Annotated in this window: 18 protein-coding genes and 1 tRNA gene; 13 read left to right on the top strand and 6 right to left on the bottom strand. The window is 65.2% G+C overall.

All coding sequences use genetic code 11. The annotated features are described in order from the left end of the window. The first annotated feature begins 230 nt into the window (after positions 1 to 230). A complete protein-coding gene (locus ABIA40_RS06830) occupies positions 231 to 1,589 on the top strand; it encodes a hypothetical protein (protein ID WP_404540115.1) in 1,359 nt (452 codons plus the stop codon). 123 nt (positions 1,590 to 1,712) lie between these two features. Here the strand turns inward: ABIA40_RS06830 and ABIA40_RS06825 are convergent, their stop codons facing one another. Continuing rightward, the gene (locus tag ABIA40_RS06825) at positions 1,713 to 2,126 is read right to left on the bottom strand and encodes a hypothetical protein (RefSeq protein ID WP_404540112.1); all 414 of its coding nucleotides are present in this window, start codon (positions 2,124 to 2,126) and stop codon (positions 1,713 to 1,715) included. Between the two features lie 106 nt (positions 2,127 to 2,232). Here ABIA40_RS06825 and ABIA40_RS06820 point away from each other — a divergent pair, with 106 nt between their 5' ends. After that, positions 2,233 to 3,168, top strand: coding sequence for a LysR family transcriptional regulator (locus ABIA40_RS06820; protein ID WP_404540109.1), 936 nt, complete (start codon positions 2,233 to 2,235; stop codon positions 3,166 to 3,168). A 66-nt stretch (positions 3,169 to 3,234) separates the two neighbouring features. On the opposite strand, the gene ABIA40_RS06815 is transcribed toward ABIA40_RS06820, so the two are convergent. Then, a complete protein-coding gene (locus ABIA40_RS06815) occupies positions 3,235 to 3,990 on the bottom strand; it encodes an alpha/beta fold hydrolase (protein WP_404540106.1) in 756 nt (251 codons plus the stop codon). A gap of 117 nt (positions 3,991 to 4,107) precedes the next feature. Continuing rightward, positions 4,108 to 5,244 (bottom strand): hypothetical protein, encoded by a 1,137-nt coding sequence (locus ABIA40_RS06810; protein WP_275503286.1) that lies wholly within the window; start codon positions 5,242 to 5,244, stop codon positions 4,108 to 4,110. Positions 5,245 to 5,552: 308 nt separating this feature from the next. Here ABIA40_RS06810 and ABIA40_RS06805 point away from each other — a divergent pair, with 308 nt between their 5' ends. Both ABIA40_RS06805 and ABIA40_RS06800 read left to right on the top strand, forming a co-directional pair. After that, entirely contained in the window at positions 5,553 to 5,798 is a 246-nt protein-coding gene (locus ABIA40_RS06805) for a zinc-finger domain-containing protein (RefSeq protein ID WP_008562814.1), read from the top strand. A gap of 20 nt (positions 5,799 to 5,818) precedes the next feature. Further along, complete coding sequence (locus ABIA40_RS06800; protein ID WP_404540103.1) at positions 5,819 to 7,021, top strand: FAD-dependent monooxygenase; 1,203 nt, start codon at positions 5,819 to 5,821, stop codon at positions 7,019 to 7,021. Positions 7,022 to 7,046: 25 nt separating this feature from the next. Here the strand turns inward: ABIA40_RS06800 and ABIA40_RS06795 are convergent, their stop codons facing one another. Continuing rightward, a complete protein-coding gene (locus tag ABIA40_RS06795) occupies positions 7,047 to 7,457 on the bottom strand; it encodes a twin-arginine translocation pathway signal (RefSeq protein WP_157280657.1) in 411 nt (136 codons plus the stop codon). 169 nt (positions 7,458 to 7,626) lie between these two features. Between ABIA40_RS06795 and ABIA40_RS06790 the strand changes: the two genes are divergently transcribed. The 3 genes from ABIA40_RS06790 to ABIA40_RS06780 all read left to right on the top strand — a co-directional run bounded on the left by ABIA40_RS06790 (position 7,627) and on the right by ABIA40_RS06780 (position 8,597). Then, positions 7,627 to 7,715: transfer RNA gene (locus ABIA40_RS06790), tRNA-Leu, on the top strand. A 93-nt stretch (positions 7,716 to 7,808) separates the two neighbouring features. After that, positions 7,809 to 8,009: a hypothetical protein gene (locus ABIA40_RS06785; protein ID WP_404540101.1), complete on the top strand. Its 201-nt coding sequence runs from the start codon at positions 7,809 to 7,811 to the stop codon at positions 8,007 to 8,009. 174 nt (positions 8,010 to 8,183) lie between these two features. Continuing rightward, complete coding sequence (locus ABIA40_RS06780; RefSeq protein WP_404540099.1) at positions 8,184 to 8,597, top strand: Fic/DOC family protein; 414 nt, start codon at positions 8,184 to 8,186, stop codon at positions 8,595 to 8,597. A 124-nt stretch (positions 8,598 to 8,721) separates the two neighbouring features. Here the strand turns inward: ABIA40_RS06780 and ABIA40_RS06775 are convergent, their stop codons facing one another. Next, complete coding sequence (locus tag ABIA40_RS06775) at positions 8,722 to 10,029, bottom strand: hypothetical protein (protein WP_404540096.1); 1,308 nt, start codon at positions 10,027 to 10,029, stop codon at positions 8,722 to 8,724. Between the two features lie 326 nt (positions 10,030 to 10,355). On the opposite strand from ABIA40_RS06775, the gene ABIA40_RS06770 reads away from it, so the two are divergent. Then, entirely contained in the window at positions 10,356 to 11,606 is a 1,251-nt protein-coding gene (locus ABIA40_RS06770; RefSeq protein WP_404540093.1) for a multidrug effflux MFS transporter, read from the top strand. A 393-nt stretch (positions 11,607 to 11,999) separates the two neighbouring features. Here the strand turns inward: ABIA40_RS06770 and ABIA40_RS06765 are convergent, their stop codons facing one another. Continuing rightward, positions 12,000 to 13,607, bottom strand: a complete 1,608-nt coding sequence (locus ABIA40_RS06765) for an ABC transporter substrate-binding protein (RefSeq protein ID WP_404540089.1) — start codon at positions 13,605 to 13,607, stop codon at positions 12,000 to 12,002. 266 nt (positions 13,608 to 13,873) lie between these two features. On the opposite strand from ABIA40_RS06765, the gene ABIA40_RS06760 reads away from it, so the two are divergent. The 5 genes from ABIA40_RS06760 (at position 13,874) to ABIA40_RS06740 (ending at position 20,589) form a co-directional block, all read left to right on the top strand. Beyond that, a complete protein-coding gene (locus tag ABIA40_RS06760; protein WP_157280662.1) occupies positions 13,874 to 15,004 on the top strand; it encodes a M20/M25/M40 family metallo-hydrolase in 1,131 nt (376 codons plus the stop codon). A gap of 220 nt (positions 15,005 to 15,224) precedes the next feature. Further along, positions 15,225 to 16,166: an ABC transporter permease gene (locus tag ABIA40_RS06755; RefSeq protein ID WP_271544761.1), complete on the top strand. Its 942-nt coding sequence runs from the start codon at positions 15,225 to 15,227 to the stop codon at positions 16,164 to 16,166. An 18-nt stretch (positions 16,167 to 16,184) separates the two neighbouring features. Continuing rightward, positions 16,185 to 17,072 carry an ABC transporter permease gene (locus tag ABIA40_RS06750; RefSeq protein WP_271544763.1) on the top strand — a complete coding sequence of 296 codons (888 nt, stop codon included), beginning with the start codon at positions 16,185 to 16,187 and terminating at the stop codon, positions 17,070 to 17,072. Positions 17,073 to 17,200: 128 nt separating this feature from the next. Beyond that, positions 17,201 to 18,850: an ABC transporter ATP-binding protein gene (locus ABIA40_RS06745; protein WP_271544765.1), complete on the top strand. Its 1,650-nt coding sequence runs from the start codon at positions 17,201 to 17,203 to the stop codon at positions 18,848 to 18,850. Between the two features lie 233 nt (positions 18,851 to 19,083). Continuing rightward, a complete protein-coding gene (locus tag ABIA40_RS06740; protein WP_404540085.1) occupies positions 19,084 to 20,589 on the top strand; it encodes a M81 family metallopeptidase in 1,506 nt (501 codons plus the stop codon). The last annotated feature ends 9 nt before the right edge of the window (positions 20,590 to 20,598 follow it).

The raw sequence follows: 20,598 nt of genomic DNA, 5'->3' as shown, positions 1-20,598 counted from the left end.
ACAGTCTAGGCGACTAAGTCCTGACGGGCTTGCCTGAGAGTGAACAGTGCCTTGCCCCGGAGAGCAAGCCAAAGCATTGATAAACAAGACTTTCTTCTGACGCCCGAGCGGCAAGGTTGGCTCAAGGTGGTCAGAGTTCCGCCAAATTCAAGGCGGGCCGCGTCAAACTATTGGTGAATTCGCCCCCAACCGTTATTGCGGGCATGATCCGAACTGGGGGCAGTGCCGATTTGACCATCACCACCGATCAACTGCGCGCGCGCGCCGCGGGCTCATTTTGGCTGCGGCTGGCGGCGGTGGCCCTGCCCCTCCTGATGATCGCGCCGGCGGTCTGGAACGGCTATCCGCTGTTGCAATGGGATACCGGCGGCTATCTCGCGCGCTGGTACGAGGGCTATCTCGTCCCCAGCCGCTCCACGGTGTTCGGCCTCTATTTGCACTATGGCGAGGGTTTCGGCTTCTGGATCAATCTCGCGATCCAGTCGCTGGCGACGCTATGGCTGCTGCAGCTCACGCTTCGCGTGTTGGGCTTGATGCAGACCTTCCGCTTCGTCGCGATCAGCCTCTCCCTGATGCTGTCGACCGCGCTGCCCTGGCTTGCGAGCATGCTGCTCACCGACATCTTTGCCGGGCTCGCGGTGCTGTCGCTGTTCCTCCTGGTGGTCGGCGCAAACCGGACCTCGACGCTCGAGAAGATCGCGCTGTTCGTCTTCACCGCCTTTGCCGCGGCAACGCACAGCGCCACGCTCGGCGTGCTGCTCGGACTTTGCGCAGCGGGTTGGATGGCGCGGCCGTTCGTGGGCAAACGGCTGCCCATTGCGGGATTGGCGCAGGCGAGCCTCACCATCGTTGCAGGCGGCCTGATGCTGGTCTCGGCGAATTACGCGCTGTCCGGCAAGCTGGCCTGGACGCCCGGCGGCTACGGCGTCGCCTTCGGCCGCATGATGCAGGACGGCATCGTCGCGCAATATCTCAACGACCGTTGCCCGCGCGAACGTTACAAGCTTTGTCCCTACCGCAACGAGCTGCCGGCGAGCGCCGACGAATTCCTGTGGGGCAAGAGCGTGTTCAACACGCTCGGCCGTTTCGCAGGCATGAATGAGGAGATGGGCACCATCGTCGTGCAGTCGCTGAAGGATTATCCGGCCTGGCAGGCCGGCGCGGCGCTCCGCGCGATGGGACAGCAATTGCTGCACGTGGCGACCGGCGAAGGCACCAACGGCTGGATCCCGCACACCCGCGGCATCATCGAGCGCTATATCCCCGCACAGGCCGCGCCGATGCGCGCGGCGCGGCAGCAGAACTGGGGCGTCAATTTCGATGTCGTGAACTGGCTGCATGTCCCGGTCGCGCTGGCCTCGATGCTGGCGCTGCTGGCGCTGCTCGGCCATGCGCTCGTGAGGCGCCGGCTGGACGATCTGACGCTGCTGGCGGCGACCGTGACGCTGGCCCTGCTCGGCAACGCCTTCATCTGCGGCGTGATCTCAGGGCCCCACGACCGCTACGGTGCGCGCATGGTGTGGGTCGCGACGTTCGTGGTGCTGATGGCGCTGGCGCGGCGTTGGGGCGATGATACCAAAGCGGAATGAACTTTGGTTCGATCGCGACAACGAGATACGCCCCTCTCCCGCTAGCGCAGGGCTATCGCCTATGACTTTTCGGACGGCCTGAGCACGCGCCTCGTCTTTCGAGATGACCGTAATGCCGTCATTTCACATCGCCTTGGCCAGCGCGAACAGCCGGAATTCCTCGAGTGCCGCGTGCCGATGCGGCGCGACTTCGCGCCGATAGGTCTCGGTGTCCACGATCGAGCGGAAGGTGGCGAAATCACCGTATTCATTGATGGCCGCTTCGTCCCAGCGTTCGCCCGGCGCGCCGACGAGGCTCGTCAGGACCGGGCCGGAAAACATCGGCGCGAGCGGCTTACCGGCTGCAAGACGCCGGAATGCCGGCCTGTAGCGTTCGTGAAAGGCTTCGCGGCCCGTGCACGGCGTGGCGTCGAAGCCGTCCTCGTAGCGCGCCTGCGCGCGGTAGCGCAGCAGATTGAGCATATAAACCGGCTGGCCGGGTGGGATTGCGCGCTCGGCGGCGTCGAGGGCTTGCAGCGTGATTTCGACGAGGTTCATGGGACTTCCCGCGTTTCGAGCGCCGCAGAATGCGGCTGACACTCCCTGAGTAGCCGTTCTCGAATGGGTCTTGTAGTGACCGCCTAGCCATGGCTATGTGGACTTTATGTCCACAACGACTTTGCCTCCCGATCTCTCGCGCCTGCTCGCCTTCGTCCGCGTCGTCGAGGCAGGCTCCTTCGCCGAAGCCGCGCGGCGGGCGGGTACGACCACCTCGGCGATGTCCAAGGCGGTCGCCCGCTTCGAACAGGCTCACGGATTGCGGCTTTTGCATCGCTCCACCCATTCATTGGCGCTGACCGAAGAGGGCGACAGGCTGATGACGGCGGGACGCGCGTTGGTCGAAAGTCTCGCCCGTGTCCAATCCGCCCTCGGCGAAGTCGCGCGCGACGATGGCGGACGGGTGCGCGTGACCGCCCCCGCCTCGTTCGCGCGCGCCTGCATACTGCCGCGACTGCCCGCGTTCCTGCGGGAACGGCCGGAAATCGAGATCGAGGTCAAGTTCCGCAACGAGATTCTCGATCTCGCGGCGGAAGGCGTCGACATCGCGATCCGCACAGGGCCCCTCGACCGCGCGCCCGGCCATCAGGCGCGGCGGCTTTGCACGTTCTCCTGGATCGCTTGCGCCTCGCCCGCCTATCTGAAAGCGCGCGGCGCGCCGGCCACTCCCTTCGAGCTCTCCGCGCACGACCACGTCGGCTTCCGCAATCCCGCAAGCGGTCAGATCCTGACCTGGCGCTTCGCCGACCCGCGCGGCAAAGGACCCATTCGCATCACGCCCAAACCCAAGCACATTTGCGACGACGCGCACGCTTCGCTGGCTTTGTTGACGAATGGGTTCGGTGTCGGCTGGGGGCCGGCGTGGCTCGTTGGCGAAGACCTTCGCGCCGGCCGGCTGGTCGAGGTGCTGGCGCCCTGGCGCGCGCCTGGGGAACCCCTATGGATGCTGCGCACCTCGGGCCGCCGCCCGCCCCTGCGCACACAGCGCGTCATGTCGTTCCTCAACACGCTTCCCGCACGGTTCAGCGACAAGGCGGTGTGAAGCAGCGGTCGTCACCCAAATTGAGGCGCTGAGAAACTGAGCTAAAGGTCCTAGGGATTTGCCGACTCAGCCGCGGCGTGAAAGGAAGTCGAGCACGCCGGTCTTGTAAACCTTGTCGCCGACCGCGCGCATGTGGTCGCGGTTCGGAATGTCGAGCACTTCCGCGCCGGGGATGATGGCGCCGAGCGCGCTGGCGCTTCCTGCGACGTCGTCGGCGCTGCCGACAGCGATCAGCACCGGCACCTCGATGCGCGCGGCCTGCTGCCTCGTCATGAGATCGCGCGTGCCGCGCAGGCACGCGGCGAGCGCGCGGCGGTCGGAGCGGGTCTGGTCGGCGAACGCGCGAAACGTGCGGCCGACGGGATCGGTGACGTCGTCCAGCGCGGGCGCCTCCAGCGCTTTGGCAACGTTCTCGCCGGGACCGGTGCCCTCGATCAGGCCGCCGATGCCGATGCCGCCAAGGATCGCCGAGCGCAGGCGCTGCGGCTCGTTGAGGGCGAGCCAGGCCGTCATCCGCCCGCCCATCGAATAGCCCATGATGTCGGCCTGCGGGATGGCGAGTTGATCCATCAGCGCGAGCACATCGCCGGCCATCACGGGTATAGAATATTGCGCGGGCTCGTAGAGCTTTGCGCTCTCGCCGTGGCCGCGATTGTCGAGCGCGATGACGCGGCGTCCGTTCTTGCGCAGTTCCGACACCCAGGTCGGATAGACCCAGTTCACGTTCTTGCTGGAGGCAAAGCCGTGCACCAGGATGATCGGATCGCCCTCGCCTTCGTCTAGATAGGCAATTTCAACGGCGCCGTTGTGAAAGCTCGGCATCAGCAGTTCCGTGAGGTTTTGAGGGGAATGACGCGATGTTAGAGCACGATCCGGCAAAGTGTGCAGCGGTTTTCCGGCAACATCATGCTCAAACAATAGCCCGAAGCGGATCGCGCCTCAGGCCGTCGCGGCCGCGTTAGCCAAAGCAGCGTCGGCCGCCATCTGCGCGCGGCGCAGCCGCCGCGCCCGCCTGCGATCGCACCAGGCCTGGGTCAGGCGCTCGGTCGTCGCCTTGATGGAGGAGAGCAGGCCGAACAGCGTCACGACCGCGCCGAACAACCACATCGCCAGATCGAACGCGCCGCCGACGAGCAGCAGCGCGCCGCGGCCGAGCAGCTTGATGATCGCGCGCGTCTTGCCGCCTTGCGCTTCCGCAAGCCGCACAGCGCGCGCGACGTCCTTGGGACCCTCGGCGATGCGGAGCGTATCCATGGCCCCGCGCGTGCCGGTCTTTCCGGCGACGCGCGTGACGTCCTTGCCGAGCCGGACCAGCGCACCGGCCTTCTCGGCCCGGAACGCGGCCTTGATCGCGCTCACGGTCTGGCCAGGGCGCAGCACCGAGCCCGATGCCACCGCGTTCCGCAGCATCGGCGCGTCGACGACCTCGCGCGCGGACCGACCGGCCCACGCGGCGAGCCCCTCGCCGAGCCGTCCGAGCTTGCGCGCATCCTTCACCAGCGTCAGTCCGGCGCGCACCGGCGCGGCACCGCCGACGGAGACATAGGTCGCCGCCGTCACCGCAAGGCCGACCGCCGCAAGGGAGAGTACGAGGCGGTCGGTGTCCTCGCCCATGGCGAGGTGCTTGCCCTCGCGCACCACGTCCCTGATGTCGCCGAACACGAAGAGATCGCCGGCCACGGTCCCGGACAGGCTCGCGACATCGTCCGCGTTGCCGGTGACGAGACCGGTGGCGAAGCGCTTGGCGAAATGCGCGGTGGAATTCTCCGCTTTCACGGCGTCATTGACGCGGCTCAGGAGGTCGTCGGGAAGCGCGATGTTGCGCTCGCGCGCCAGCGTGACGAAACTGTCGGCGAGATCGGCGTCGCCGGAGGCGAGCGCGGCCTCGATATTGTCCTGAACCAGGCGGTCGTTGTGCCGGAGTAGTGCATCGAGCTTCAGCTCGGAGAGCGCGACCGGATCATCCTGGGCGGCCAGGATCGCGCCGGCCTCGCGGGCATGCGGCGCCACCTGCGCGAGCACGAACCCGCACACGGCCATTCCCGCCAACGCCGTACTGATTCGCAGCCACTTCATGTGGAAAAGCCCGGATGCCCTGAGATCGCTTGCGCGGAACACTACGTCTTTCGTCCCGGTTTCACGCAACCACAGAGATAGTATGCCAAAATTGCGACACAACGTCCCCGACGAAAGAAGGGCTTCTCTCAGGCCGCAAGATTGTGTCGAATTTGCATGAGCAAATGAGCATGGGGCGCTTGCGAAGCTTTTCGGTTCCGCTGGACTAGCAATCACCTGTACCCGCCAGTATGGTCCGCAGCGCCTCAAAGATGCCGCGTCGGTTCGTGACTGTATCTGCCGCCATTGCCACTCCAGGATGAACTTCGATGTCCGACCATGTCGTCCCGCACTTCCATAACGATGCCGGTGTTCCCGTCATCGAGATTGGTTCGCAAGAGTTCATGTGCGTGGGCGCCAATCCTCCGTTCGACCATCCGCACGTCTTCCTCGACCTCGGCAACGACAACGAGATCATCTGCCCCTATTGCTCGACGCTGTACCGCTTCGCGGCCGACCTGAAGCCGGGCGAAGCCCGCCCGCCGGAATGTGTGCTGAAGGACAAGGTGGCCTGACCGCGTCCATCGGTTAAGGGGTGGCGCTCTCCCGAACGATTGTCATCGCCGGTGCCGGCATTGGCGGCCTGACGGCCGCGCTCGCGCTCGCCGCCCGCGGCTTCCGCATCGTCGTGCTGGAGAAGGCCGAACGCCTCGAGGAGGTCGGCGCCGGCCTGCAGCTCTCGCCCAATGCCAGCCGCGTGCTGGTCGAGCTCGGCCTCACCGAACGCCTCAAACTGCGCGCCGTCACCCCCGAAGCGCTCTCGATCATGAGCGCGCGCGCCGGCGGCGAGCTGCTGCGCATGCCGCTCGGCGAAGCCGCCTCGCTGCGCGCCGGAGCGCCCTATTGGGTGGTGCACCGTGCCGACCTGCAAGCGGCCCTCGCCGGCGCCGTCGCCGACCATCCCGACATCGACCTGAAGCTGGGCGCGACCTTCGAGGACGTCGCGCCTCACGCCAAGGGCCTGACCGTGGTCCATCGCAGCGGCACGATCCGCCGCAGCGATCTCGCCAGCGCACTGATCGGCGCCGACGGCATCTGGTCGACGGTGCGCCAGCATCTGTTTCCTGAGGTGCAGCCGCGCTTTTCCGACCTGATCGCCTGGCGCGGCACGCTCGATGCCACGCAATTGCCGAAGGACTATACCGCGCGCCGGGTGCAGCTCTGGATGGGACCGAACGCCCATCTGGTCGCCTATCCCATTGCGGGCGGACGCCAGATCAACGTGGTCGCGGTGCTGCCCGGCACCTGGAACCGGCCGGGCTGGAGCACGCCCGGCGATGTCAGCGAGGTGATGGACGCCTTTGCCGGCCCGCGCTGGCCGCCGGCGGCGCGGATGCTGCTCGCCGCGGTCGACAGCTGGCGCAAATGGGCGCTGTTCGGCGTTCCCGAGGGATGCCCCTGGAGCAAGGGTTCGGTGGCGCTGCTCGGCGATGCCGTGCACGCGATGCTGCCGTTCGCAGCGCAAGGGGCCGGCATGGCGATCGAGGATGCCGCCGTGCTCGCCCGGCATTTGAGCCTGGAAGCCGCCGAGGGCAGCAAAGCGGTTGCCGCCGCGCTGACGCAATACGGCCGTGCCCGCCAGGCGCGGGTACGGCGGGTGCAGCGGACCGCGCGGCAGCAGGGCCGCATCTATCATCTCAGCGGGCCGCTCGCGCTCGCACGCGATGTTGCGATCCGCGCGCTCGGCCCGCAGCGCATGCTGGCGCGACAGGATTGGATCTACGGCTGGCGGCCCTGATGCGGAGCGGCGCCGGCAGCATGCCTCAGCGGGCCGCTTTGCCGGATTTGGCGCTGGCCGCGGGCGATGCCGGAGGCGGCGGCGCCTCGGGCGGCGTCTCCCGGCATCTGTTGCGGCGCCAAGCGTCCTCGGCCAATTGGGCCTGCCCGCGCACGGCGACATAGTCGTTGCGGTAAGCGAGCTCGGACACGACGGCACCGCCCGCCCCGGTCTCGGCCTTCTCCATCAGCCGCTGCAAATCGGCGGTGCGCTTGGCGAGGTCCTTGCGCTCGGTCTCAAGCTGCTTGCAATCGTACAATTCGTATTTGGCGGGATCGGCAAAGGCCGGTGCGATCGTCTCGCTCACGCCGGCGCAGCCGGACAGCGCGAGGCCAGCCGCAAGCAGCGCGAACAGCGCGCCAACGCCGCGCAGCGAAAAGGAAAACGAAGCAGCCATGCCGGATGAATAGCCCCCGTGGATTGAGAATGCCTAAAGCAGCAACAGATGTCCGGATTGAGGCTTTGCCTTGTGCCCCCGGCTCGCTTAAGGAAGAACCGTCCCTCCGGCGAACGCGCCAATTCCAGACCGCCGGAACGGACTTAAGTGTTTGATCTCGTTGGATCAAGCGGGCATGGCGGAATTGGTAGACGCAAGGGACTTAAAATCCCTCGGTGCGCAAGCGCTGTGCCGGTTCGACCCCGGCTGCCCGCACCACTTCCTTGCAAGTACGCCAAAAGGGCCACTGCCGCTTCGCATTGATGTTCAATGCCTCGGGCGAGTCGGCCCGATCTGTGCTATGGTTTGCGTATGACAACCAAGAAATCATCCTCCAAGAAGGGCAAGGGCTCCGGTTTTGTGATCGGCAGCGCACGCTTCAGGAAGATCAGCTCCGTGGAAGGGATCGTTTATTCGGCCGAGATGAAGGGCAGCTCTGCTATCACGGCGAGCAAGGCACGCACGCCCGAAGAGCGCAGGAAGGCCATCATCAAGGCCTACCGCAAGCCCTAGCCTGATGTACGACGCCGTCGCTGACGACTACTGTTATCCCGGCACAACAGTTCTAAAGAACAAGCTCGATCTCAGAAACCCTGAGGAGCTTCATTCCTTCGAAGCGGAAGTGAGCGATGCCCGGGCCGATGAGGAACTTCCGGCCGGCAAACTCGATTCGCGCATTTCAAGGCAGTGCACGAACACCTTTTCCAGGATGTGTACGACTGGGCTGGCAAGATTCGGACCGTTCGCATGTCAAAAGGCGGAAACCCATTCTGCTTTCCCGAGAACATCGAAGACCAGGCGAAGCTACTGTTCGCACAGCTGAAGCAGGACAAATTTCTGGCCGGCCTTGAGCCGGAGGCATTCGCAGAAAAGGCGGCCCATTTCCTATCCGAACTCAACGTCATCCACGCTTTTCGCGAAGGCAATGGTCGCGCACAGCTGTCGTTCTTCCTGCTGCTGGCGGACCGAGCTGGGCATCCGATTGATCTTAAGGACCTTGATCCCTACGCCTTTCTCAATGCAATGATCACTGCCTTCGATGGCGACGAAGCGCCTCTTGCGGGCGTGATTCAGGTCCTTGTCGAGAACAAAACCGACTAGCTCCTACATTCCGCTTGAAACGGAATGTTGCCTTGGTTGTCGGACGCAAACGCCGTCTGCTGACGGCGAAATCCCTCGGTGCGCAAGCGCTGTGCCGGTTGGCTGCCCGCACCACTAGCTTGTATCACCCTTGCTCGAGTCGCTTTGGCTCTGCGCGGAAATCGAGCAGCACGATCCAGAAGCAGATCAGCGCGGTGACGAGGAGGATGAAGGTGCCCTCGATCGGCGCGCCCAGTAGCGAGATCAGTGCCGGGAAGGCGAGGCCGATGCCGAGACTGGCGGCGAGCGCCAGGGGCGGAAGATCGACGATGAGGATCGCGGCAAGAAGCGCGAGCTCGAAGAAGGCATATTCCTTCAGACGCGGCGAGCTGAGATAGAGCGCGAACATGGCAAGCACCGTGATGCGCATGGCCGTGCGCGGGTGATCCATCAGCCAGCGATCGAGCTGCGTCAGCAGCGATGCTCCTCCCCGCACCGATCCGCTCGCGGCCGCGCGCAGGACGGACAGCGCGAACGGTACGAGCACGAGCGCGAGTGCCGCGAACGCATAGGCCGCCAGCATCGCCGGCTTGCCGCCACCGAAGCCGGCCTGGGCCATGAGGTCACGCGCCAGCAGCAACAGCGACGGATTGGTCTCGACGAGACCGACGGCGTGCTGGCCGGGAATTTGGCCTGCGATCGCGAGCAGCCAGCTCGCGAACAGATCGGGATACAGCAAGCGCGACAGCGCGACCGGCAACGCGAAGGCGAAGGCGGCCACCGCGATCAAGGCCAGCTTGCGGCCACGCGGCAGCGGCAGGAAATAGAGCGCCGCCAGCACCGGGACGAACACCAGCTTGAACGAGGTCACGAGGCCGAGCACCGCAGCACCGGCGAGGCGCGAGGAAAAGTTCGAATTCTGTTCGGATGCGAGCGGGCGTAGCAGGAGCTTCAGCGCGATCGCGGTCAGCACTCCGCTCAGCAGCGCAAAATTCCCCGACGCCACCACGAATTCGAAACCGACGAACGCGCCGAGCGCGCAGAGCACCTTCAAGCCAGCATCGCGCGCGCTGGCACGCGTTCCAAAGCCGGGCAAAAGCAGCGCGCAGAGCATGGCGAGAACGAGAAAGATGCTTCTGTAATGATCGAGCAGAACGCCGCCCGCGCAGAGCGGACGGAAGACGTCCAGCGTCACCGGCAGATAGGGATAAGAATAGGTGGTGCCCTTCAGGTTCTTGACGAAGTAGGGATCGAGCCCGTCGGCATGCGCATCGACGGCCGCGCAATTGACCCGGACGTCCCAGCCATACGGCAGGTCGAGCGAGGCATCGTTGGCGAGATTACCGAGCACCAGCAGCGCGGTCAGCGTGACCACGCCGGCAAGCCAGACGTTGCGCCCGGCAGCCTTGGCCGCAGGCGCCAACCATCGTGCTGCACCTGATATGTCGGACACGGGCGATACCCTGTTTGGCTTCTCGCGGCGCCGTTGCGGCAGCCGGTCCGACCACAATGGACAGGACGGGTTGCCGATTCATCTCCCCGGCGTGCCGGGCGCGTCCTATGGTGAATCCCTGGTTGCCGGCCCCAGCCGTCCGCTGACGCGGCTTCGGAAAACGTTTCGATGTGCGCGGCGATGCGGTCGAGGACGACCATCCGGCCGGCGACGGGCCCTCACCTGATCTTGACCTCTCCTGCCCCGCCTGCCAGCCATCCCGAAACATGGGTTGTGCGACGCAGCATCGAAGCTAGATAAGTGGCTCGATTGCAGAGGTAAGCTTCTTGTCCGACGTCAATGCCGACGGTTGGGTGTCCTCGGGACACCGCCCAATGGGTTTTCCGGAATTCGTCATCGTGATCGCGTCCATCATGGCGCTGAATCCGCTCGCGATGGACATGATGCTGCCGGCGCTGCCCAATATCGGCGCCGCCTTCAAGATTCCCGTCGAGAACCATCTGCAACTGGTGCTGTCGATCTTCCTGATCGGCTTCGGCGCCGGTCAGTTCGTCATGGGTCCCCTGTCGGACCGCTTTGGGCGCCGACCGGTGCTGCTCGGCGGCATGGCGGTCTATGCGGTGGCGAGCGTGCTGGCGGTCGCCGCGCCCTCGTTCGAGACGCTGCTGCTGGCGCGCGCGCTCCAGGGGCTCGGCACCGCGGCGACGCGCGTGATCGCGACCTCGATCGTGCGCGATTGCTATGTCGGCCGCCGCATGGCGAGCGTGATGTCGCTTGCCATGATGGTGTTCATCGCGGTGCCGGTGGTCGCCCCCTCGTTCGGACAGGCGGTGCTGCTGGTGACGGCGTGGCGCGGCATCTTCGTCGTGCTGATGCTGTACGGCCTGCTCGCGCTCGCATGGTGCGTGCTGCGGCTGCCTGAAACTCTCCCCCGGTCGGAGCGCCGATCGCTGGCGCCCGCCGACGTGCTCTCCGCGTACCGGCAGACCGTGACCCATCGCCAGACCATCGGCTATGCCACGGCTGCCGGCAGCGTGATGGGCGCACTGTTCGCCTACGTCTTCTGCGCCCAACAGATCTTCACCGGCATCTATCACCTCGGCCACTACTTCCCGCTTGCTTTCGCGGCGATCGCGGCCGGCGTCGCCATCGCCGGATTCCTCAATGCAAGACTGGTCGGGCGGCTCGGCATGCGCGTGATCTCGCACGGCGCGCTGACGCTCTACACGGCCGTGGCCGGCGTGATGCTGCTGACGGAAAGCCTTAGCGTGCTGCCGCTCGCCTTGTTCATGGTGCTCTCGGCCCTGATGATGTTCTCGTTCGGCATGATGGTCGCCAACTTCACCGCGCTGGCGATGGAACCGCAGGGCCACATCGCAGGCACCGCCTCCTCGCTGTACGGCTCGATCACCACGCTGATCGGGATCGTGGTCGGCATGGCGATCGGGCAGAGCTTCGACGGCACGCTGCTGCCGTTCTCGATCGGCTTTTTCCTGTCCACCCTCGCCGCGCTGGCGATCGTGCTGGTGGTCGAGAAGGGACGGCTGTTCAGGCCGCAACATCGTCCGATCAGCTAAAGCGCGATGAGATTCGGATGGATCGTCATCGTGATAGTTGTTGCGCATGATCTTTCCGGAAAGCCGCTTCGCACCTTTCCGGATCATGCTTTTAGGAACTTCCCGCCCCTCGCGATGTTGTACCGCAGCAATTCAAAGGATTGGCGAGATGGAACAAGAGAACAGGTCGGATCAGCCCGCGTCCGAGATCGAACAGCCGATTTCGCAGCCTCGTTCCGATGAACGAAAGGACTCGAGCTTGGCATTCGTGAGGGAAGGGCTCGAGCAGCTGCGCGACAGCCACTGCTAGACGAGAGCGATCACCGACTGCTTCATAGAAGCGCTGCTTGATAAAAAACGGCGCCGCAGGAGACTGCGGCGCCGTTCGTTTTTCACATGCAAGGCGCGCGGCGCTTACTCCGTCTTGTCGACGTTCCAGAATACCGGGGTCGCGGGACCGTCGAGCACACCGTTCAGCGACTTGCGCCAGCCGCTCGGGATGAGATACTGCCCCAGCGGAATGTAGATCACCTGCTCATAGGCCTGCTTCTGGATGTCGGCCGCGATCTTCTTCTGCTCGTCGACCGAAGCCGTGCGGACGAAAGCGTCCTTGAGCTGCTCGATCTTGGCATCCTCCGCCCAGCCGAACCAGCCCTTCTTGCCCAGGCCGCTGATCGAGAGATTGGCGATCGGGTTCGAGACGTCGGCCGCGACCCAGTTGGTGAAGAACATGTTCCAGCCGCCTTCCTTCGGCGGCTTCTGGCTGGCGCGGCGGCTCACCACCGTTTGCCAGTCGGTCGCCTGCAGGTCGACCTTGAAGCCGGCCTCGCGCAGCAGCTGGGCCGCAACGATCGGCTGCGCCTTCAACGTCGTGACGTCGCCAGGGGCCATGATCACGATCGGCGTGCCGTCATAGCCGGACTCGGCGAGCGCCTTCTTGGCTTGCGCCATGCCGTTCCCCTTGACCAGGGTCTCGGAGCCCACATCGGTCGCGAGCGGCGTGTCGCACACGAAGAAAGCGCCGCAGATCTTTTGGTACTTGGCATTGCCGACCAGCGCGTCGAGCACGTCCTTCTGGTTCATCGCCAGCAAGGCAGCCCGCCGCACCTTCACGTTGTCGAACGGCGGATGAAGGAAGTTCATCCGGCCGAGGGTCTGAAAGCCGAACTTGTTCAGGACCTCGATCTTGAGCTCCTTGTTCGCTTCCAGCACCGGCAACATGTCGAACGGCAGGTTCTCCATGAAGTCGATGTCGCCCGACTGCAGCGCGTTCACCGCGGTCTGCGAGTCCGGCATGGTGATCCATTCGACGCGGTCGACCTTCACCACCTTGCCGCCGGAGGTCCAGCTCGCCGGCTCCTTGCGCGGAACGTAATCGGTGTTCTTGACGTAGACCGCCTTCACGCCGGGCTGAAATTCGCCCTGCACGAACTTGAAGGGGCCCGAGCCGATCTGCTCGGGAATCTGCTTGTCCGCCGGCGTCTCCGCAAGGCGCTTCGGCATCATGAAGGCCACGCGCGAGGACGGCTTGCCGATGGAATCGAGGACGAGCCCATAGGGCTCCTTCAGCTTCAGCGTGATGGTCTTGGCGTCGGTCGCCTCGATGCTGGCGGTGAAGTCCATGAGCTTCTGGCCCATGCCGTCGACCGCGGCCCAGCGCTTCAGCGAAGCGACGCAATCTTCCGCCGTCACCGGCGCACCATCATGCCACTTCAGACCGTCGCGCAGCGTGAAGGTGTAGGTGAGCTTGTCGTCGGAGATCTTCCAGTCAGCCATCTGCGGCTGGACCTTGAAGTTCGAATCGGTGGCCACCAGCGTGTCGTAAACCATGTAGCCATGGTCACGCGTGATGTAGGCCGTGGTGAAGATCGGGTCGATGATGCGCAAATCCGAGTGCAGCACCGCCGTGAGGGTCTTGCCGGCTGCAAACACCGGCGAGGCCAGCGCGGTCGAGAGCGCGACGACTGACAGCGCGAGTGTGGAGGCGAACGCGCGAGGCCCCCGGCGCATGAAATGGAACATGGAAAGTTCTCCTGACGTGAAACTGTTCAAAGGCAGGTTATTGATTGAGCATGAAGTCCGTTCGTTGGGCGAACTAACCTCATGCATGCCTTTATCTTTTCGAGACTTGCAGACAGTGCCGAGCGCGTCAATCCGGTTTCGTTGCAAGCCCTTGCGGCGCAGGCACGGGCTCCACAGGGATCGATTTGGCTCTACAACACCTCCACTCGTCCTGCCCGCGCCGATGCAATGCGCGTTCCATCTTTCCAAGCTCGAGAGACATTGAGATGAATCCTGCCAATCTCCCCTTTGATTCCGAGGCAATGCTCGCGGGCCTGCGCACCTGGGTCGAATGCGAAAGCCCGACCTGGAACGCGGGCGCCGTGGACCGCATGCTCGATATCGCAGCGCGGGACATGGCGATCATGGGTGCGACGATCGAGCGCATCGCCGGTCGGCAGGGTTTTGGCGGCGTGATCCGCGCGCGCTTTCCGCATCCAAAGCAGGGCGAGCCCGGCATCCTGATCGCCGGACACATGGATACCGTCCACCCGGTCGGCACCATCGAGAAGCTGAAATGGCGGCGCGAAGGCAACAAGTGCTACGGCCCCGGCATCTTCGACATGAAGGGCGGCAATTATCTCTCGCTGGAAGCGATCCGGCAGCTGGCGCGCGCATCGTTCACCACGCCGCTGCCGATTACCGTGCTGTTCACGCCGGACGAGGAAGTCGGCACGCCCTCGACACGCGACATCATCGAGGCCGAGGCCGCGCGCAACAAATACGTGCTGGTGCCGGAGCCCGGCCGCGCCGACAACGGCGTCACTACCGGACGTTATGCCATCGCACGCTTCAACCTCGAAGCGACAGGCCGGCCGAGCCACGCCGGCGCCACGCTGTCGGCGGGACGCTCGGCGATCCGCGAGATGGCGCGGCAAATTCTCAACATCGACGCCATGACGACGGAGGACTGCACCTTCTCGGTCGGCGTTGTGCATGGCGGGCAATGGGTCAATTGCGTCGCCACCACCGCGACCGGCGAAGCGCTGTCGATGGCCAAGCGCCAGGCCGATCTCGATCGCGGTGTCGAGCGGATGCTGGCGCTGTCCGGCACCAAAGACGACGTCACTTTCAAGGTCACGCGCGGCGTGACGCGGCCGGTCTGGGAGCCGAATGCGGGCACGATGGCGCTGTACGAGAAGGCGCGCGGCATCGCCAGATCTCTTGGCATGGAACTGCCGCATGCAAGCTCCGGCGGCGGCTCCGACGGCAACTTCACCGGCGCGATGGGAATCCCGACGCTCGACGGCCTCGGCGTGCGCGGCGGCAATGCCCACACGCTCGAGGAGTATATCGAAGTCGAGAGTCTCGTTGAGCGAGGCCGCCTGATGGCGGGGCTGCTGGCGACGCTGGCGTGATCGCGAAGCGATCCCGTAGGTGGGCAAAGGCGCAAAGCGCCGTGCCCGCCGTATTCCCGACTGAAAGCAGGTGGGCACGCTCCGCTTTGCCCACCCTACGAAGATTGGCTGCACCGCAAAAACTGTGGCCCTCGTGGCACGGGAATTGCTGAAATGTTAGGCTGATGGCAGGCTGGCCGAAGAGCCCTGCCCAATTTGACTCTAAACTGACGGATCCAACTTGCTCGGATATCTCCTTCGCCGAATTCTCGCCGCCGTGCCCGTGATGGGCGTGGTCGCGCTGTTCGTTTTCCTCCTGCTCCGCCTCACCCCCGGCGATCCCGCCGCGATCCTCGCCGGCGACAACGCGACCCCGGAACGGCTGGAGCGCATCCGCGAATCGCTCGGCCTCAACGAGCCGCTGATCGTGCAGTTCATCACCTGGGTGAACAAGCTGCTGCACGGCGACCTCGGGACGTCGCTGATCTCCAATTTGCCGGTGATGAAGATGATCGGCCAGCGCGTCGAGCCGTCGATCTCGATCGCGTTGTGCACCATCATCCTCGCCGTCATGGTCGCAGTTCCCTTGGGGGTGATCGCGGCGTGGAAGCACGGCACCTGGATCGACCGTTTCGTGATGGGTCTGTCCGTGCTCGGCTTCTCGGTGCCGGTGTTTGTGGTCGGCTATGTCCTCATCCAGGTCTTCGCGATCGAGCTGCGCTGGGTGCCGGTGCAGGGCTTCCGGAGCATCTTCAACGGCTTCGGTCCGTTCTTCGAGCGCATGATCCTGCCGACCTGCGCGCTGTCCTTCATCTACGTCGCACTGATCGCGCGCATGACGCGTGCGGCGATGCTCGACGTGCTCGGCGAAGACTACGTGCGAACGGCGCGCGCGAAGGGCATCAACGAGGTTGCGGTGATGATGCGCCATGCGCTGCGCAACGCCGCCGTGCCCGTGATCACCGTGATCGGCACCGGCTTTGCGCTCTTGATCTCCGGCGTCGTCGTCACCGAGAGCGTGTTCAACATCCCCGGCATCGGGCGTCTCACCGTCGATGCGGTGCTGGCGCGCGACTATCCGGTGATCCAGGCGATGATCCTGCTGACCTCGCTGATCTACGTCGTCGTCAATCTTCTCATCGACGTCGCCTACACCCTGCTCGATCCCCGGATCCGGTACTGAGGCAAGGACAAGAACAAAATGTCGGTCGATACCCTTCCCCAGTCCTCCATTCCGATCACGTCGCCGCTGCGGCCGCGATTCGGATTCCTCACCTCGACCCCGATCATCGCCACCGCGACGTGCCTGCTCGCGCTGATCGTGGTGGTCTCGATCCTCGCGCCGCTGATCGCGCCGCATGATCCGGTCCAGCTCGCCCCGTCGCAGCGGCTCAAGCCGTCCTCCGCACAGTTCCTGCTCGGCACCGACGCCTACGGCCGCGACGTGTTGTCGCGCGTGATCTATGGCGGCCGCATTTCGCTCCTGATCGGCATCGGCGCGGCGATCCTGTCGATCGCCATCGGGCTCGCGATCGGCCTCGTCTCCGGCTTCTTCAAGCTGGTCGATTCCATCATGATGCGCGTCATGGACGGCCTGATGGCGATGCCGAGCATCCTGCTCGCGATCGCCGTGGTGTCGTTGTCAGGCGCCAGCCTCTGGACCGTGCTGATCGCGATCACGATCCCCGAGATTCCGCGCGTTGCACGCCTGGTCCGCTCGGTCGTGCTGTCGGCCCGCGAGGAGCCTTACGTCGAGGCCGCGATCTCGGTCGGCTCGAGCCTGCCGAAGATCATGTGGCGCCACCTGATGCCGAACACGATCGCACCGTTGATCGTCCAGGGCACCTATATCTGCGCCAGCGCAATCCTGACCGAAGCGATCCTGTCCTTCCTCGGCGCCGGCATCTCGCCGGAGACGCCGACCTGGGGCAACATCATGGCCGAGGGCCGCCAGTACTTCCAGATCAAGCCGTCGCTGATCTTCTGGCCGGGCCTGCTGCTCTCCATCGCCATCCTCAGCATCAACCTGATCGGCGACGCCGCCCGCGACGCCCTCGATCCGCGCATGAAGCAGCGGGAGGGGAAGTGACTTGTCTCGCCGGCCCATCCCCTTGTTCCGTCATTGCGAGCGAAGCGAAGCAATCCAGTCTGCATCTGCGGAGAGATTTCTGGATTGCTTCGTCGCTTCGCTCCTCGCAATGACGACGGAGTGACCTGATGACCAACACCATCCTCGACATCAACAATCTCGTCGTCTCCATCGGCAAGCAGCCGAAAGGCGCCAACATCATCGACGGCATCTCGATCCAGGTGCGCGAGCGCGAGACGCTGTGCCTCGTCGGCGAGAGCGGCTCGGGCAAGTCGGTGACCTCGCTCACCACCATGGGCCTGTTGCCGAAGGGCACGCTGGTGCCGACCGGCGGCAGCGTGAAGCTGGTCGGCGAGGAGCTGCTCACCGCCACCGACCGCCGCCTGCGCCAGCTGCGCGCGACCAAGATGGCGATGATCTTCCAGGAGCCGATGACCGCGCTCAATCCGGTGGTGCCGGTCGGCCGCCAGATCGACGAGGTGCTCCGCGCCCACACCAGCCTCGACGCGAGGGCTCGCAAGCAGCGCATCCTCGACATGATGGAGCAGGTGCGCCTGCCCCAGGTCGAGCGCATCTTCGCCTCCTACCCCCACCGCCTCTCCGGAGGCCAGCGCCAGCGCATCATGATCGCGATGGCGCTGGTGCTGGAGCCGAAGCTCCTCATTGCCGACGAGCCGACCACCGCGCTCGACGTCACCACACAGAAGCAGATCCTGACCCTGATCCGCGACCTCCAGCGCGATCACGGCACGGCGGTGCTGTTCATCACCCATGACATGGGCGTGGTGGCCGAGATTGCCGATCGCGTCGCGGTGATGCGGCAGGGCCGCCTGGTCGAGACCGGCCCGCTCGAGACCGTGCTGCGCAATCCGACCATGGAATACACCCGCAACCTGCTCTCCTCGGTGCCGAGCCTGGTGCCGCGCCCGCCGCGCGAGGAAACCCGCGAGCCAGTGGTGCTGGAGGCCAACGAGCTCGGCAAGGTCTACAAGGAGCGCTCCTTCTTCGGCAAAGGCCGCGAGGTCGTCGCTGCCGACAAGGTCACGCTCACCCTGCGCAAGGGCCGCACGCTCGGCATCGTCGGCGAAAGCGGCTCGGGCAAGTCGACGGTTGCGCGCTGCATCGTGCGCCTGATCGATCCGACCTCCGGCGGCGTGCGCCTCGCCGGCCGCGAGATCGCCGACATCTCGCGTCGCTTGCTGCAGCCGCACCGGCAGAAGATCCAGATCGTGTTCCAGGATCCCTATCGTTCGCTCAATCCGCGCATCACCGTCGGCGAGAGCATCGCCGAAGGCCCGGTCAATTACGGCGTGGCGCACGCCGACGCGATGAAGCGGGCGCGCGAGCTGCTCGAGCTGGTCGGCCTGCCCGCCGACGCCGTGACGCGCTATCCGCACCAATTCTCCGGCGGCCAGCGCCAGCGCATCGCGATCGCCCGGGCGCTCGCGCTCGATCCGGACGTGCTGGTCGCGGACGAAGCGGTCTCCGCGCTGGACGTCTCGGTGCAGGCGCAGGTGCTGGAGCTGCTCGACGAGATCCAGAAGCGGCTCGGCATCGCCATCCTGTTCATCACCCACGATTTGCGCGTCGCAGCCCAGATCTGCGACGAGGTCGTGGTGATGCAGCACGGCCGCGTCGTCGAACAGGGACCCGCCGCCGAAGTACTGACGCATCCGAAGGAGGCCTACACCAAGGCGCTGCTGGATGCGGCGCCCGGGCGGGGTTGGGATTTTGCGAACTTCCGGCCGGTGGCGGAAGGCGTGGGGGCGACGGCTTAACTCTCTCCGCCGTCATTCCGGGGCATCGCGAAGCGATGAGCCCGGAATCCATCAGGCTGCGAACTCTGTCGCACGATGGTTTCCGGGCTCGCGCTACGCGCGCCCCGGAATGACGGCGGAGCAGCATTCCCAAAACGATCTGACCCTATGCGTGGCACGATTGCTTCCTGCCTTGCTCTCTTCGCAAGGCCAAGGCTAACGTCGCGCACTTTCCAACGCTGGACCTGAACTGAATGACACGCATCGCCGTCGGCGGCTTCCTGCACGAGACCAACACCTTCGCTCCGACCAAGGCGACCTTCGCCGACTTCCAGCACGGCGGCGGCTGGCCGGCGATGACCAGAGGTAGCGACGTCTTGAAGGTGATGCGGCGCATCAATGTCGGCCTCGCCGGTTTCGTCGACAGTGCCGAGGCGAACGGCTGGGAACTCGTTCCGACCATCGCCTGCGGCGCGAGCCCGTCCGCTCACGTCACCAAGGACGCCTTCGAGCGCATCGTGAAGGTGATGGTCGACGGCATCGCAGCCGCCGGGCCGATCGATGCGGTCTATCTCGACCTGCACGGCGCCATGGTGACCGAGCATCTCGACGACGGCGAAGGCGAAATCCTCGCGCGCGTGCGCCGCGTCATCGGCAAGGATGTTCCGCTGGTCACCAGCCTCGATCTCCATGCCAACGTCACGCCCGAGATGATGGAGCATGCCGACGCGCTGATCGCCTACCGAACCTATCCGCATGTCGACATGGCCGAGACCGGCCGCGCCTGCGCGCGCCATCTCGCGCTGCTGCTGCAGACGAAGCAGCGCTTCGCAAAGGCCTTCCGGCAATTGCCGTTCCTGATCCCGATCAGCTGGCAATGCACCAACGACCAGCCCACGAAGAGCATCTACGAAAAGCTCGCCGCGCTGGAGGGCGATGCCGTTCCCACCCTCTCTTTCGCGCCGGGCTTCCCCGCCGCCGATTTCCGCGACTGCGGCCCGAGCGTGTTCGCCTATGGCAAGACGCAAGACGACGCCGATCGTGCGGCCGACGCGCTTCTGACGCTGATCGAAAGCCACGAGAACGATTTCGACGGCAAGATCTGGACGCCCGACGATGGCGTGCGCCACGCCATGGAACTTGCCAAGAGCGCGCGCAAGCCGATCATCATCGCCGACACCCAGGACAATCCGGGCGCCGGCGGCGATTCCGACACCACGGGCATGCTGCGCGCGCTGGTGCGCAACAAGGCGAGTGCCGCAACCGGCGCGATCTACGATCCGGAATCGGCCAGGGCCGCGCACGCAGCCGGCGTCGGCGCCACCGTGACGCTGTCGCTCGGTGGCAAGTCCGGCATCCCCGGCGACGAGCCCTATCGCGAGACCTTCGTGGTCGAGCAGCTCTCGGACGGCCGCTTCATCGCGCCCGGTCCCTATTACGGCGGCCGCGAGATGGAGATGGGCCCGTCCGCAGCCCTGCGCATCGGCGATGTCCGCATCGTCGTCTCCTCGCACAAGGCTCAGCTCGCCGACCAGGCGATGTACCGCTATGTCGGCATCGAGCCGACCGAACAGAAGATTCTGGTCAACAAGAGCTCGGTGCATTTCCGCGCCGATTTCGAGCCGATCGCGGAAAAGCTGATGATCTGTGCCGCCCCCGGTGCGATGCCGGCCGACACCGCTTCGCTGCCCTGGACGCGCCTGCGCCCGGGCATCCGCATCAAGCCGAACGGCCCCGTATTCACGCCTCCCTCACGCTAACCGGACAGG

Source organism: Bradyrhizobium sp. USDA 223, assembly GCF_044909005.1.
Taxonomy (GTDB): Bacteria; Pseudomonadota; Alphaproteobacteria; order Rhizobiales; family Xanthobacteraceae; genus Bradyrhizobium; species Bradyrhizobium yuanmingense.
This window is presented reverse-complemented; position numbering and strand designations above follow the sequence as displayed.

What these genes read in the sequence shown, in the direction of transcription:
- ABIA40_RS06825 (WP_404540112.1), bottom strand. Translation starts at nt 2,126, where the DNA reads ATGAACCTCGTCGAAATCACGCTGCAAGCCCTCGACGCCGCCGAGCGC.
- ABIA40_RS06820 (WP_404540109.1), top strand. Translation starts at nt 2,233, where the DNA reads ATGTCCACAACGACTTTGCCTCCCGATCTCTCGCGCCTGCTCGCCTTC.
- ABIA40_RS06815 (WP_404540106.1), bottom strand. Translation starts at nt 3,990, where the DNA reads ATGCCGAGCTTTCACAACGGCGCCGTTGAAATTGCCTATCTAGACGAA.
- ABIA40_RS06810 (WP_275503286.1), bottom strand. Translation starts at nt 5,244, where the DNA reads ATGAAGTGGCTGCGAATCAGTACGGCGTTGGCGGGAATGGCCGTGTGC.
- ABIA40_RS06805 (WP_008562814.1), top strand. Translation starts at nt 5,553, where the DNA reads ATGTCCGACCATGTCGTCCCGCACTTCCATAACGATGCCGGTGTTCCC.
- ABIA40_RS06795 (WP_157280657.1), bottom strand. Translation starts at nt 7,457, where the DNA reads ATGGCTGCTTCGTTTTCCTTTTCGCTGCGCGGCGTTGGCGCGCTGTTC.
- ABIA40_RS06785 (WP_404540101.1), top strand. Translation starts at nt 7,809, where the DNA reads ATGACAACCAAGAAATCATCCTCCAAGAAGGGCAAGGGCTCCGGTTTT.
- ABIA40_RS06765 (WP_404540089.1), bottom strand. Translation starts at nt 13,607, where the DNA reads ATGTTCCATTTCATGCGCCGGGGGCCTCGCGCGTTCGCCTCCACACTC.
- ABIA40_RS06760 (WP_157280662.1), top strand. Translation starts at nt 13,874, where the DNA reads ATGAATCCTGCCAATCTCCCCTTTGATTCCGAGGCAATGCTCGCGGGC.
- ABIA40_RS06750 (WP_271544763.1), top strand. Translation starts at nt 16,185, where the DNA reads ATGTCGGTCGATACCCTTCCCCAGTCCTCCATTCCGATCACGTCGCCG.
- ABIA40_RS06745 (WP_271544765.1), top strand. Translation starts at nt 17,201, where the DNA reads ATGACCAACACCATCCTCGACATCAACAATCTCGTCGTCTCCATCGGC.
- ABIA40_RS06740 (WP_404540085.1), top strand. Translation starts at nt 19,084, where the DNA reads ATGACACGCATCGCCGTCGGCGGCTTCCTGCACGAGACCAACACCTTC.